The sequence below is a fragment of the Chitinophaga niastensis genome, from assembly GCF_003014755.1.
In the GTDB taxonomy this organism is placed as follows: Bacteria; Bacteroidota; Bacteroidia; order Chitinophagales; family Chitinophagaceae; genus Chitinophaga; species Chitinophaga niastensis.
In genome coordinates this window covers 271,588-286,154 of the sequence record NZ_PYAW01000006.1, presented here as the reverse complement: position 1 = coordinate 286,154, position 14,567 = coordinate 271,588, and the positions used below count along the sequence as shown (strand labels likewise).

Below are 14,567 nucleotides of genomic sequence, written 5' to 3'. Positions count from 1 at the left end.
ATGAAAGAATCACTGAAAAAATACCTGGAATACGCAGAATCAGAAGATGAATTTACTTACCGGGTAAGAATGGAAAGAGCGTGGGATGATCCCGCATACCTTGCATTTATTGCCCTGATAATGGATGTTATTAATGATTACAAAGAAACAGATGTAGTGCCGATACCCATTGTATTATTTTTCACATCCGGACTGGATCAGTTGGTGGGCACTATTTCCAATCCTGATTTCTTTTTAAATACTTCTAAAACATACCAGGATCTTGTTGAGGCAAGACGTTTAGAGTTGCTGGCACTTCAAAAAATATTCTTTTCAGGAGAATTATTTATGAAGGAATAATAATGTTGCTCCACAACATAAGAAAGGCCACAGCGATGCGGCCTTTCTTATGTACTGTATCTAATATTTCTATTTACTCTACTCCCCAGCGCTTATTAGGCTTAGGCCCCATAAACAATTCCAGGGTTCCGCCAGCTACAAGTTGCTGATGTGTAAACGTTGGCTTATTGAGTGGTTGCCCGTTGAATTTTGCCTGCTGAATATATTTGTTTACCACTGAACTGTTGTGTGCCAGCACCGTAAATTTCTTTTTACCGGGCAATGCAATGGTAACCTTTTCAAATACAGGGCTACCAATTGTATACACCGGAATACCCGGTGTAACAGGATAAAAACCCATGGAAGAAAACACAACAAAAGCAGACATACCGCCACCATCTTCATCACCGGGGATACCGAAGATGTTGTCTTTAAACCAGGTATCCAGCAGAAAACGTATATGCTTTTGCGTTTTCCAGGGCGCTCCGGTAAAGTTATATAAATAAGGAATGTGGAAGCTCGGCTCATTACCCATAGAATACTGACCTACGAGGCCGGTAGCATCCGGAAATTTATTCCAGAAAGTATTGCGCGGCATATCCAACGACTCACGAAACAACTGATCCAGTTTTGCTTCAAAAGCCGGCTTCCCTCCCATTAAACTGATCAGCCCCGGTATATCCTGCTGCACCTGCCATAAGTAAGTCCAGCCATTGTTTTCATCATAATAATCGCGTCCACCCGGACCGCCATCATATTTAACATCAATATCAATCCAGTTGCCCTTATCATCTTTGGGCATAAAGAATTTTTTATCTGCATTCCAGAGATTTTTATAATGCTGTCCCCGCGGAGCAAACAACTGCTGATCATCTTTTTTATTAAGATCGCCGGCTAACTGAGACAATGCCCAGTCGTCATAACTGCCACCCAATGTAACAGCTACTGCCTGTCTTTTTTCGAAGGGATCCACTTCCGCAACGGTTTCTTTTTCACCTATGTGCAAGGCAGGGAAATATCCCTTTTCCTGATAATAATCATCCAGCTTTGTTTTGTTACCGTTCCGCCATGGCAGTATAGTAGCATCAGTTGCATTTTTGCGCATGCCTTCATACGCTTTCTCAATATCAAAATTTTTCAATCCTTTTCTCCAGGCGTCCAGCATCACTACAGAAGAATGAAAACCATTCATACAGGCATGATCTCCGAAGAGCACCGGAAAAGTAGGCAGCCAGCCACTTTGCTCATACATGTGTACATAAGATTGTAACATGTCTTCTTCCTTCGCAGGATTGAGGATCATTCTCAGCGGATGCAGTGCCAGATACGTATCCCACGACCAGTCATCTACATAAAAAGGCCGGGCATCTCTATGTATCTGTTTATCAAATCCACTGTAATAAAGAGAATCTTCTGTGATATCTACTGCTCTTTCATAACAACGATATAATGCTGTGTAAAAGGAACGTTGCTGAGCAATGGTACCTCCTTTTACTTCAATCTGCGATATGACGTCTGACCATACTTTTTTCCCGTTGCCGGCTACTGCTGCAAAATCTTTTTTGCTGATCTCTTCTTCATAATTTTTCTTTGCCTGTGCCGCACTAACATAGCTGATCGCATACTTAAATGTTACTTCTTTAGTAGCAGCAGGAAAACTGATATAGGCTTTAATTCCTTTACCAGCAATGATCTTACTATTGCTCAACTGATTATTTTCCCATACACCAGGTGTTCCCTTTTGATTAAAAACACCATACATATATACTTTGATATCACCGTTATATGTTTCTATACCAGTTATTTCATTGCCCGATAAAAAATGATATGCTGCGGGGCCATCGTTGTATACATCAAACAACACTGATTTATTTTCCCCCTCCGGAAAACGAAAACGATAATAGCCTGTTTTTTTCCCGGCCGTAAATTCAACATTGATTTCATCCTCAATTAACCAGGTAGAATAGTACCATGGCTTGTTGATTTCGAGATCATGATCATACGCCTTTTTTGATGCCCAGGCACTCTTTCCAGGTGCTGCCACAGAAGGTTTCAGCGCAAACACCTGCCCCAGCCTGTGCGACACAATAGTGAGCGGAAAACTGGATATCTGATCATCCATATAATCCTTTCGCTGCGGTGTAAAACGGATCAGCTGATTAGGTAACTGTACGGTAGGCCGGGTAGGTTCCAGTAATTGTCCCACGTTACCAATGGTAGGATCAATCAGGTCAATGGCTTGCCTGTTGCGTGGAATACTATCGTTGGCCAATAGTTTGTTGGTGCTACATAAGAATACTACAGGTGTCAGCAAACAAAGGCTACACAGTTTCCATATTATTTTTTTCATTCACTATAGTTTATACTCAGGGAAAAATTCTTTTCAAAAATAGTTTAATCATGCACAAGGCATGATTAAACTATTTATAGGCCAAACAAAAAATGCTTAGTACGTTGGATTCTGTGACCATCCCGGGCTCAGGCTCAGATCACTGAATGGAATCGGAGCAAGATATTTAGGAGCCGGATTACTTGCATCACCAGCGTCAATTTTATTTTGTTCCATCGTTTGGCTACGTGCTGCCAATACTTTTGGTAATAACTGCATCCGCACAATATCAAACCAGCGCATACCAAATTCACCGGCAAATTCGTAGGCACGCTCATTTACAACGGAGTCACGGAATGCAGCAGCAGATAAGCCAGGAGTCAGGTTAGATAACCCTGCACGTTGTCTTACGAGGTTTACTGCGTTATATGCGTCAGCAGAAGGCGTACCGGTAGCCATAGCAGCTGCTTCTGCAAAGGTGAGCAGTGTTTCAGCAAAGCGGATGATATCTGTTGTTTTATTGGTACTGGGATGAATGGAGCTGTAGCTGCATTTTTCTTCATCAACAGATGGTATCAACTGCAAAAAGCACCTTACAATGGTTGCATAGGATCACTGTAACTTAGTACAATTATTAACCGAAAAAATACACGCTTATGATGCCCGATTGGAAAGAATATAAAAGTCAGTTAATGACAAATATTGCGGCAACAGGCCGTGTTAGTCCGGAAACTGTTCGTGGTTACCGTGGATTAATTGAGGCTGACAGCAAGACGCTACGGGAAGCCAACACTCATTCTAATAATTGATTATCAATCAAATAGAAATTAATAAATAACCCCCTCCTTCCACATCTCCCTATTTATTTCTACGTTTTCAGCAACATTATTAGAAGAAATATCGAGAAAAAACAGATTATGTGGATATTTTTTAACAATTTAGCAACTACTTTTAAAATTATACAAAATGAGCAATATACCCGCTACATTATTTGACAAAGTATGGGATTCGCATGTTGTCAGGAAAATTGAGGATGGTCCGGATGTATTTTTTATCGACCGGCATTTTATTCATGAAGTAACCAGCCCTGTTGCCTTTCTTGGATTGGAAGGCAGACACCTTAGTGTCATCTTTCCCGAAAAAACATTTGCCACAGCGGATCATAATACACCTACCATTAATCAGCATTTGCCAGTTGCAGATCCACTTTCAGCTAATCAACTTAAAGCACTGGAAACCAACTCGGCTAAGTATGGTATCTCTCATTGGGGTTTAGGTAATCCAAAGAATGGGATTGTGCATGTGGTAGGTCCTGAAAACGGGATTACACAACCAGGTATGACCATTGTTTGTGGTGATTCACATACTTCCACACATGGTGCATTTGGTGCCATTGCATTTGGTATTGGCACCTCTGAAGTGGAAATGGTACTTACTTCACAGTGTATCATGCAACCCAAGCCAAAGAAAATGCGCATCAGGGTAAATGGTAAACTGGGCAAAGGCATCACACCAAAAGATGTTACGCTCTATATCATTTCCAAATTAACAGCAGCCGGTGCTACCGGTTATTTCGTGGAATACGCCGGTGATGTGTTTGAGAACATGAGCATGGAAGGCCGCATGACGGTTTGTAATATGAGCATTGAAATGGGTGCCCGTGGCGGTATCATCGCACCGGATGAAACCACCTTTGCGTATATCAAAGGCCGTGAAAAAGCTCCTAAAGGCGAAGCCTGGGATAAAGCGCTGGCTTACTGGAAAACATTGAAAACAGAAGAAGGCGCCAGTTTTGACCTGGAATATAATTATGATGCAGCAGATATAGCACCTATGATTACTTACGGTACTAATCCGGGTATGGGCATGAGCATCACCAGCCATATTCCTGCTGCACAGGATGCCGGTGGCAGCAAAGCCAGTTATGAAAAGTCGCTTAACTACATGGGCTTTCATGAAGAAGAAGCCATGCTGGGCAAACAAGTGGATTATGTATTTATCGGCAGCTGCACCAACGGACGTATTGAAGATTTCCGCGCATTTGCCTCTATTGTAAAAGGCCGGAAAAAAGCAGCACATGTTACGGCATGGATCGTTCCTGGTTCACATATAGTAGAACAACAGATTAAAGAAGAAGGTATACTGGATATATTAACAGAAGCAGGGTTTCAGCTGCGTCAGCCCGGATGTTCCGCCTGCCTGGCCATGAATGATGATAAAATTCCTGCAGGTAAATATGCGGTGAGCACCAGTAACCGCAACTTTGAAGGCAGACAGGGCCCAGGCTCCAGAACGATGCTGGCCAGTCCTTTGGTGGCAGCAGCAGCGGCAGTAACAGGCGTTGTAACAGACCCGAGAGAGCTGATCGCGTAATGACAACTTCTCTTTGAAACCAGCAACAAAAAACTTTAAACGATACTATTAAAAATGGCTTACGATAAATTCACCTTATTGAGCAGTTCAGCGGTGCCAATGCCAATTGAGAATGTGGACACCGACCAGATCATTCCTGCCCGTTTCTTAAAGGCAACCGAGCGTAAGGGGTTTGGTGATAATCTGTTTCGTGATTGGCGCTATGATACAGATGGCACGCCTAAAAAAGACTTCGTTTTAAATAACCCTATTTACTCAGGAAAAATCCTGGTAGGTGGTAGAAACTTTGGCAGTGGCAGCAGCCGCGAACATGCGGCATGGGCAATATACGACTACGGCTTCCGCTGTGTAGTATCCAGTTTTTTTGCCGATATCTTCAAAAACAATGCTTTAAATATTGGCATCTTACCCGTACAGGTAAGCGCTGAATTTTTAGATAAAATATTTACTGCTATTGAAGCTGATCCTCATGCGGAACTTGTAATAGATCTTCCGGGTCAGACGATTACCATCTCAGCAACAAAGGAAAGCGAATCATTTGCCATCAACAGCTATAAAAAGCACAACATGATAAATGGTTTTGATGATATCGATTACCTGCAAACCATGAAAGACGAAATTAAATTGTTCGCTTCCAAGAGCATGTATTAAAAAAACAGCCCATTACTATTATGCCAGTTACCCAGCGCCACGTAGAGATAATGGACACCACACTCCGTGATGGTGAGCAAACCAGCGGTGTCTCTTTTTCGCCATCTGAAAAATTAACCATTGCACAGCTTTTACTTACCGAAGTAAAAGTTGACAGGATCGAAATTGCCTCCGCCCGCGTGTCGGAAGGCGAATTTGCTGCAGTAAAGTCAATTACCGAATGGGCTAAGGCAAATGGTTTTTTAAACAGGGTGGAAGTATTAACCTTTGTTGATGGCGATGTTTCTGTACGGTGGATGCAGGAAGCAGGTGCCAAAGTAATGAACCTGCTTACCAAAGGTTCCCTTAATCATTTAACGCATCAGCTAAAGAAAAAACCGGAAGAGCACTTTGCAGAAGTGGCAGCCGTTATTGCCCTCGCAACGGAAAAAGGACTGGCATGCAACGTGTACCTGGAAGACTGGAGCAATGGTATGCGCCATTCAAAAGCCTATGTTTTTCAATACCTGGATTTCCTGCAGCATCAACCTGTAAAAAGGATCATGCTACCGGATACCCTGGGTGTTCTCACTCCTGCTGAAGTATCTGAATATGTAGGAGAGATTGTTCAACGCTATCCAGCTATTCATTTCGATTTTCATGCACACAATGATTATGACCTGGGTACTGCCAATGTATTGGAAGGTGTAAAAGCTGGTGCACAGGGCATTCATCTTACTATTAACGGTATGGGTGAAAGAGCCGGTAATGCCTCCTTAGCCAGTGCGGTGGCTGTATTACATGATTTTATACCGGCAGTAAAAACAGCTGTCGTAGAGGAATCATTGTACACAGTGAGTAAACTGGTGGAAACATTTTCCGGTTTCCGTATTCCGGCTAATAAACCGATTGTCGGAGAAAATGTGTTTACACAAACAGCCGGCATTCATGCAGATGGTGATAAAAAGAATAAGCTGTACTTCAGTGACCTGATGCCCGAACGGTTTGGTCGGCAGCGGATATACGCTTTGGGTAAAACAAGTGGCAAAGCCAATATTGAAAATAATTTACAGCAACTTGGCATACAACTGTCTGAGCCCGATCTGAAAAAGGTAACGCAGCGTGTGATTGAACTGGGCGACCGGAAAGAAGTGGTTACACAGGCTGATTTACCTTATATCATTTCTGATGTATTGGACAGTAACAGGATTGAAGAGAAGGTGAAAATAGAGAACTATGTGCTTACCCATTCAAAAAATCTCAATCCGTCTGTTACACTGAGCATTTCTATTAATGGCGAACTCTTTGAAGAACACTCTCAGGGCGACGGGCAATACGATGCCTTCATGAATGCACTGAAGATCGTGTATAAAAAGCTGAAGCGGGAATTGCCCGCCCTGGCCGATTATCACGTTCACATCCCTCCCGGTGGTAAAAGTGATGCCTTGTGCGAAACAATCATTACCTGGAGCTTTAATAACAAAGAGTTCAAAACAAGAGGACTCGACAGCGATCAGACTGTATCAGCTATAAAGGCAACACAAAAAATGTTGAACTTAATATAACTACCTGGTACAGCATATTTTTCATCTTAATAAAAAACGAATGGCCACCAAACATATATTAATTGTTCCTGGCGATGGAATAGGACAAGAAGTAACAGCAGTTGGTAAAAAAGTGCTGGATAAGATAGCCGCAAAATTCGGGCATACATTTACCTATGATGAGGCATTGATCGGACATGTGGCTATTGAAGCAACAGGAAATCCTTTACCGGATGAGTCGCTGGAGAAAATGCGGAAATCGGATGCTGTATTATTTGGTGCGGTAGGCCATCCTAAATACGATAACGACCCTTCTGCCAAAGTAAGACCAGAACAAGGTTTACTGAGGATGCGCAAAGAACTGGGATTGTATGCCAATCTCCGTCCTATCAAACTATTTGATGAATTACTGAATGCTTCCAGCATCAAGCCGGAAATATTAAAAGGCGCTGATATCTTATTTTTCCGTGAACTGACCGGTGATATTTATTTTGGCGAAAAAGGGAGAAAAAATAATGGGGATACCGCCTATGATGTGGCTGAATACAGTCGCTATGAAGTAGAACGTATTGCCCGAAAAGCATTTGATGCCGCCAGGACCAGGCGGAAAAAATTATGTTCTGTAGATAAGGCAAATGTTATTGAAACATCCAGGTTGTGGAGAGAAGTAGTGCAGAAAGTAGCCCTGGAATATCCTGATGTAGAAGTAGAACATCAGTTTGTGGATGCCACTGCTATGTTGCTGATAAAAGATCCGCGTCGTTTTGATGTAGTGGTTACCGCCAATCTCTTTGGTGATATTCTTACGGATGAAGCATCGCAGATAGCAGGTTCTATGGGCATGCTGGCATCTGCCTCCATCGGCGACGGTACAGGCGTTTATGAGCCTATTCATGGTTCAGCACATGACATTACCGGCAAAGGGATCGCTAATCCATTAGCATCCATTTTATCCGCTGCTTTATTATTAGATATTTCTTTTGGTATGAAAGCAGAATCCGAAGCGGTGATTAATGCGGTAGACAAAGTATTAAAAGCTGGTTTCCGTACCAGGGATATCGCCGATCAACATACACCGGCAGATAAAATACTGGGCACAACCGCCATGGGCGAAGAAGTGCTGAAATTAGTGTAAACAGGTCCTTCTTAATAAAAAAAGCGATCAAATCCTTTATAATAAAGGGTTTGATCGCTTTTTTATTAATCTTTTATGAGCGCTGCTTACCTGTGTCCGGGAAATTTTCATCTTCAAACGGGCCTGTGGATAAGTTGAATACAAATTTTAATAGAAAAAGGGATATTTTGAATACTCAACAATAACAATTAAACCAAAAAAATGTCATTGCCAAACATCTTTACCCAAACTGTTGCTGAGAATATCATCTCCAGAATTAATCAACTTACACCAGGTACAAAACCAAACTGGGGAAAAATGAATGTAGCTCAAATGCTGGCGCATTGCAATGTAACGTACGAATTAATCTATGAAGATAAACATCCCCAGCCTAATTTTTTCATGAAATTCATTTTGAAATCATTCATAAAAAAAGTTGTGGTATCTGAGCAACCATACAAACATAGTTCACAAACAGCACCCGCATTTCTGATTAAGGATGACAGAGATTTTGAAAAAGAAAAAAATCGCCTGATTAATTATATCAACAAAACGAAAGATCTGGGCGAAACATACTTCGAAAACAAATCCTCCCATTCCTTCGGACCACTGAATAAGCATGAATGGAATAATATGTTTTACAAACATTTAGACCACCATTTAACGCAGTTTGGTGTGTAAATTTTGAAAGGTCCCTGTTTAAAACAGCGTACAGTAAGACTATTACTGTACGCTGCTAAAGTATTTTACGTTATTCAAACAACTACACTTCCGGTGCGGCTTCCAGGTTTGTTACCAGGTTCAGGTGGAATATATTTTCTTTCTTAAAAATTTCCAGCACGGCTTTTATTTTCGGGTAAGGAGTTGCATTATCCGCCTTGATACAAAACTTCAATTTTTTGGTGCTTTTATGTTGGTCCACAACAGCATATGCATATTTCAACCATATGCCCAGTTCATTGCTGGCAGAGTCAGTAGGGATACCTGTTTCTATAGATGCATCTTTTCTGGCGTCCGGCTTCATGGCGAGATAGCTTTTCAGATTTTTCATGTCAGTTCCCACGCTGGCGCCCAACGCAAAGCTTTTCATTTCTGTTCCGCTCAATTTCAGTTTAAAATTTTTGTTCACATCCTGTATCAGCTCCTGCCGGTATGATTGCCCGGGCATGTCAAAGAAAACCCTGCCTTTTTTATCTATCGTCAGCAGGATCACATTCGCATCAGGCAGGGTCGTTGTATTGATGGAGGAAGGAGTTACTACAGCAACTGGTTCACTGGGTTTGAATTTGGTAGCGAGCATGAAAAAAGTCAGTAACAGGAAAGCAACATCAGTCATAGCGGTCATGTCTACCAACGTGCTTTTGCGGGCCATTTTAATTCTGGGCATATCGTTGTTTTAAAATTCAGGTGGTGCATGTATTCCCTGTCAACATATGTCTATGTTAATATTACGGGGAGATGATTGTCTTTTACCTGATACAAATTTCCTTTTCTGCGCTGATAATAGAAAGGTGCATTTGCGTTCTTCTATTATACTTTTCAGAAATCAGTTGTGACTTTCTTTCGAAAATCTGTTGGAGACAGGCCGGTGTGTTTAATAAAATATTTAATGAAGTTAGAGGGTTGCTGAAAGCCCAGTTCATAACCAATTTCTTTTATTAACTGGCTACTATGGGCAATCTGTCGTTTGGCTTCCTGTATTACTTTTTCATCAATCAGTTGTTTGGGTGCTTTGCCCAATATGCTTGTAGTAGCCAGGTGTAGCCTTTTTTCTGAGATGTGCAGCATGGAGGCATAAGCAGCTACTTTTTTCTGGTGACTGAATTCATTTTGCAGCATGCTGATATATTGTTGTGTATAAACGGCGTCCCTGTTTAATGAATCACGATAAAGATGTACGGTTCCTTTTTCGCGTGTGGCCAACATCAGGAAGTAGCGGAGCAGGTTACGGAGAATATCGGTTGTAAACTTATCTGGCGGGCCATCTATCTCTTCCTGCATAGTAGTCAGTATCCCAATAAAAGTATCCAGTCTTTCTCCGGGCTGAATGCCGGTAAGGGCAGCATGGTTGCTGAACAGCGCATTGTCCTGCAAAAAATACTGGTCTGTGATGGTCTGGCAAAAGAAATTTTCTGTAAAACTAATGGACAGTCCCTCATAGTTATTATCGCTGCCGAGCAGGTGAATGCTATCTTTTCGCACAAATAAAATGGTATCGGCAACAATATCTACAGCGCTGAAGTTAATTTGCAGGCGGTGACCACCGGTTTTAAACCAAAAAATGTGAAAGGCGTTGGTACGTATGGGGTTATCCAATAATGCCCTGTTCTCTTCCATTAAACTTTGCATGGTTGCAATCCGGATGCCGGGAATATTTTCATCCAGTAGTTGCATGTAATGTATAGGGCTGCTGATAGTTCTTTTGGTGTGTCTGTCTGCCGGCATAGCAAATCATTTATTGTACTAACTAAGATGTATTATCCATTATAATCCATAAAGGTTTAGGCTCCCAACCATTTTTTGAACAACGCTGATTTTTCCCGGCTTACATCTATCTGTTGGTGTTGTCCGGGTAGCAGTGCTACAGACATTTTGCCGGTACTATATGGTACAACATGGTGTACTGCATTTATATTGATAATATACTGACGGTTGGTTCTGAAAAACTGTGCGGGGTGCAGTAATGACTCTAGCTCTTCCAGGCTGTCGTGGTCCAGTATATATTCTTCTCCGTTAAATGTGTGTGCGTAGATCAGTATTTCTTTACGGAAGTAAGCTATATCCACTGTATTTACAGGTATCAGCTGGTGCCGGTAAGCTACCAGGAATTTTTCCTTGTAATAAGGCGTTCCGGGTGTGGCCAGGACTTTTTGCACTTCCTGCATAGATGCCCGATAATGCAGTCCCCTGTTTTTTCTGAACTTTGTGATGGCATGTTCCAGGGCTTCTTTGTCTACCGGCTTCAGGAGATAATCAATACTATTTACTTTAAAGGCGCGGATGGCGTATTCGCTGTAGGCAGTCGTAAAAATAACCGGGCAATTAATTTCAAATTTATCAAACAGTTCAAAGATGACGCCATCAGACAACTGGATATCCATGAAAAACAAGTCGGGCATGGGCTGCTGCTGTAACCAGCGACTGCTTTGCTTTAAGCTGGATAATACAGCCAGCACTTCCACATCAGGTGTATGGCGATGCAGTAATTGTGCTAATTCCTCTGCTATCAGCACTTCATCTTCAATGATCACTACTTTCATAACAATGGAATTTTTACTGAAAAAATATTATCTGCCGTATTTATTACTACGGGCTGGTGACTATAATATGCGTATAAATTTTTCAGATTGTTTAATCCCTGTTTATTGCTGTATTCTACATTGGTCTTCATTTGTATATTATTCTCTATGACCAGGTAAATACTTTCTTCCACGTTTATTTTTATGATCAACGGTTGTTCTGCATCAATAATATTATGCTTGATAGCGTTTTCTACCAGCACCTGCAAAGTTACAGGTACAATGCTGCGTTGCAGGTATTGTTCCGGTATGATGATCATCACTTCAAGTCCTTGCTGAAACCTGGTAGTTTGTAACGCAATATAATTGTTGACGAAAGTAATTTCTTCCTGTAATGATACCAGGGCATTGCTCCCGCTTTGTAATATATGCCGGTATACTTTTGACAGCTGTTGTAAAAAACGCTGGGCCAGAAAAGGGTCTTTAGTGATCAGACTATTGAGAGAAGTGAAGCTGTTAAAAAGAAAATGTGGATTTAACTGGTTCTTCAGATTTTCATATTGTACGGTTGTTTTCTCCTGCTCCAGCCGGGCAGCCTGCACCTGAAGCCTGGTTTTTTCTATAAGGGTGGACTGCCAGTTCCGGAACAGGTAACGTGCATAAAAAGCAAGATTCAGGATAGATACCAGGGCACCATAAGAATAATACGTAAACGCTTTGTAAATCTTGTCAGACATCAGCATTTGCGTATTATCATTTACAAGATGATTATATACAGGGAGTTTTAACTGGAGGTTCAGGAATTTCATCATAACTATTCCAAAACCTATGAACAGCAGGTTTTGTATGATAAAACGTTTCATTCCCCACGTTTCATAAGGCATCACCTTGTTCATGAGGTGGTTGATCCATTGCAGGGCATAGAAAAAGAGCGGAAGATATATAAGAGAGAAAATATAGGATATCAGGAATAACTGGCGACCAAACTCAGGAAAGAAATACCATCGTATAACGAAAGCAATAGTGGCAAGTACCCAGATAAAAGCCAATGTAAGGAGAAGGTTATTTCTGCGTGTGAATAATGGTCCCATCTGACATTTCTATTATTCGGTCTGAATTTCCGGCAAATGTTTCATCATGTGTTACTGTAATGATAGTTTGATGAAAATCCCGGCTTAATGCTTTAAATATACCAAATACTACGGAGGTATTGCCGGTATCGAGATTACCGGTAGGTTCGTCTGCCACAATTATGGCCGGCTCATTAATGAGTGCGCGGGCAATGGCCACCCGTTGCTGCTGCCCGCCCGAAAGCCGGGAAGACAGCTGACCTGCATAGTTATCCATATCCAGCAGTTTTAATTTTTCATGTGCTTTTTGTTCAATTACTTCCTGGGACCATTTTTTAAGCTTCAATGCCGGCAGCATTACATTTTCCAGTGCGGTAAACTCAGGCAGCAGGTAGTGAAACTGAAATACAAAGCCCAGGTGCTCGTTGCGAAACTTTGCCAGCTGGTCCTTCTTTTTCCCACTGAGTTTTTCTCCCTGTATCCATAGCTCTCCTTCATAAGCGGTGTCCATAGTAGACAAGATATAGAGCAGTGTTGATTTACCGGAGCCCGACTTTCCAACAATGCTCAGGAATTCACCCTGCTTTACCTCAAACCCAATATTGTGGAGTACCTGGAACTTTGCCGGTTGTTCGAAATATTTATTGATATGCCTGGCTTCCAGGATAATGTTGTTGTTCATGCAAATAAAGTTTATCCCCTTAATATTTCTACCGGGTCTATTTTTGATGCGCGCTTTGACGGGAACCAGGCTGCCAGGAAAGTAGTGATCACCCCGAATACCAGGCCTGTGATATAGGCAGATGGTTTAAATGCTACCGGGAGGTGTGTGATATCCATGTATTCGCCGCCATTAAAGGGCATACGCACCATCCAGCTACAGATGAGCCAACCCAGCGACAGTCCCAGGATGGCGCCTATAATACCTACTGCAAGCGACTGGAACAGGAAGATGCGTTTTACATCCTTACCGGAAAAACCGGTGGCTTTCATGATAGCGATATCCTTCATTTTATTCAGGATAGTCATGTTCATGATATTGTAAATACCGAATCCTGCTACCGTCAATAAGGTAAAGGAAACAACATATTTCATCATACTCCGGATCTTATTGCCCGCCATCAGGGTTTGGTTAGCGGTTTCCCAGTCTTCTACTATACAGCCATATCGTTGCTGCATTACCGGCGCCAATATGCTGGCTTTATCAGGTTCATATAACTGCACTACTATTTCCGTAATGTATGCAGCATCTTTTCTCAGCATTTGCTGAGCGGAGTTAAAGTTGACATAACTTTTTACATTGTCAATATTCCCCATGCCCAAACTGAAAATGCCGGTGACTTTAAGGTTCAGGAATGCCCCGTCGGGCGAAGTTACCGTGATGTGGTCACCGGTATGCAGGTTCATCTTTTCTGCCAGTCCTTTCCCCATGATCACTCCATTGGATGTACGCAGCAGGTCGTCCATATTACCGCTTTTCATTTTTGTATGGATACCAAAGAGATGATCTTCATCCCGGATGTTCACACCACTCAGGGTACCGCTTATTTTTGTTGCCCCATAATTAAAAACAACAGACGAAGTGACATGTGCAGTGATGCCTTTTACCTCCGGCAGTTGCCTGAGCGATTCCATGATAGCAGCAGCCTGCCGGATCTTTTCCTGTGCCGCGCGGGGGCGCTGATGCGCTACTGACAACAAGGTGTGCAACGAATCATATACCACCGACAACACCGGTGGGCGGATAGCTTTTGACTCATTATACAGGCGAATGTGCGGGGTGGTTTTAAACTGGGTATCTTCCAGCAGCTGGTTGGTGCCATCCATTACCCCACTCATGATAATGAACATGGAAATACCAAAAGTAACTCCCAGTATAGCGATCATCGTTTGCTTCTTTTTAGAAAGCAGGTGTCTTTTAGCAATGAGTATATTTACTGACTGTAGCAT

14 protein-coding genes are annotated in these 14,567 nt (G+C 42.1%); 6 read left to right on the top strand and 8 right to left on the bottom strand.

Annotated features, from left to right (window positions below):
* Complete coding sequence (locus CLV51_RS23965; protein WP_146151368.1) at window positions 1-339, top strand: hypothetical protein; 339 nt, start codon at window positions 1-3, stop codon at window positions 337-339.
* Between the two features lie 73 nt (window positions 340-412).
* On the opposite strand, the gene CLV51_RS23960 is transcribed toward CLV51_RS23965, so the two are convergent.
* Complete coding sequence (locus CLV51_RS23960; protein ID WP_106530629.1) at window positions 413-2,668, bottom strand: GH92 family glycosyl hydrolase; 2,256 nt, start codon at window positions 2,666-2,668, stop codon at window positions 413-415.
* A gap of 96 nt (window positions 2,669-2,764) precedes the next feature.
* Window positions 2,765-3,232, bottom strand: coding sequence for a RagB/SusD family nutrient uptake outer membrane protein (locus CLV51_RS23955; protein ID WP_158267135.1), 468 nt, complete (start codon window positions 3,230-3,232; stop codon window positions 2,765-2,767).
* A gap of 381 nt (window positions 3,233-3,613) precedes the next feature.
* On the opposite strand from CLV51_RS23955, the gene leuC reads away from it, so the two are divergent.
* The 5 genes from leuC to CLV51_RS23930 all read left to right on the top strand — a co-directional run bounded on the left by leuC (window position 3,614) and on the right by CLV51_RS23930 (window position 8,989).
* Window positions 3,614-5,020: a 3-isopropylmalate dehydratase large subunit gene (gene leuC / locus CLV51_RS23950; protein WP_211302099.1), complete on the top strand. Its 1,407-nt coding sequence runs from the start codon at window positions 3,614-3,616 to the stop codon at window positions 5,018-5,020.
* Between the two features lie 54 nt (window positions 5,021-5,074).
* The gene (leuD, locus tag CLV51_RS23945; RefSeq protein WP_106530627.1) at window positions 5,075-5,671 is read left to right on the top strand and encodes a 3-isopropylmalate dehydratase small subunit; all 597 of its coding nucleotides are present in this window, start codon (window positions 5,075-5,077) and stop codon (window positions 5,669-5,671) included.
* A 20-nt stretch (window positions 5,672-5,691) separates the two neighbouring features.
* The gene (locus CLV51_RS23940) at window positions 5,692-7,215 is read left to right on the top strand and encodes an alpha-isopropylmalate synthase regulatory domain-containing protein (RefSeq protein ID WP_106530626.1); all 1,524 of its coding nucleotides are present in this window, start codon (window positions 5,692-5,694) and stop codon (window positions 7,213-7,215) included.
* A 40-nt stretch (window positions 7,216-7,255) separates the two neighbouring features.
* A complete protein-coding gene (leuB, locus tag CLV51_RS23935) occupies window positions 7,256-8,329 on the top strand; it encodes a 3-isopropylmalate dehydrogenase (protein WP_106530625.1) in 1,074 nt (357 codons plus the stop codon).
* A 201-nt stretch (window positions 8,330-8,530) separates the two neighbouring features.
* A complete protein-coding gene (locus tag CLV51_RS23930) occupies window positions 8,531-8,989 on the top strand; it encodes a DUF1569 domain-containing protein (protein WP_106530624.1) in 459 nt (152 codons plus the stop codon).
* An 82-nt stretch (window positions 8,990-9,071) separates the two neighbouring features.
* Here the strand turns inward: CLV51_RS23930 and CLV51_RS23925 are convergent, their stop codons facing one another.
* From CLV51_RS23925 to CLV51_RS23900, 6 genes are all read right to left on the bottom strand, one after another.
* Window positions 9,072-9,695 (bottom strand): ExbD/TolR family protein, encoded by a 624-nt coding sequence (locus tag CLV51_RS23925; RefSeq protein ID WP_106530623.1) that lies wholly within the window; start codon window positions 9,693-9,695, stop codon window positions 9,072-9,074.
* A gap of 152 nt (window positions 9,696-9,847) precedes the next feature.
* Window positions 9,848-10,753 carry an AraC family transcriptional regulator gene (locus tag CLV51_RS23920; protein ID WP_106530622.1) on the bottom strand — a complete coding sequence of 302 codons (906 nt, stop codon included), beginning with the start codon at window positions 10,751-10,753 and terminating at the stop codon, window positions 9,848-9,850.
* A gap of 56 nt (window positions 10,754-10,809) precedes the next feature.
* Window positions 10,810-11,568: a LytR/AlgR family response regulator transcription factor gene (locus CLV51_RS23915; RefSeq protein ID WP_106530621.1), complete on the bottom strand. Its 759-nt coding sequence runs from the start codon at window positions 11,566-11,568 to the stop codon at window positions 10,810-10,812.
* Entirely contained in the window at window positions 11,565-12,638 is a 1,074-nt protein-coding gene (locus CLV51_RS23910; protein WP_106530620.1) for a sensor histidine kinase, read from the bottom strand. The genes CLV51_RS23915 and CLV51_RS23910 overlap by 4 nt, the downstream gene beginning before the upstream one ends.
* On the bottom strand, window positions 12,610-13,299 hold the full coding sequence (locus CLV51_RS23905) for an ABC transporter ATP-binding protein (protein WP_106530619.1): 690 nt from the start codon (window positions 13,297-13,299) through the stop codon (window positions 12,610-12,612). Before CLV51_RS23905 ends, CLV51_RS23910 begins: the two co-directional genes overlap by 29 nt.
* A gap of 11 nt (window positions 13,300-13,310) precedes the next feature.
* Window positions 13,311-14,567 (bottom strand): ABC transporter permease, encoded by a 1,257-nt coding sequence (locus CLV51_RS23900; protein WP_106530618.1) that lies wholly within the window; start codon window positions 14,565-14,567, stop codon window positions 13,311-13,313.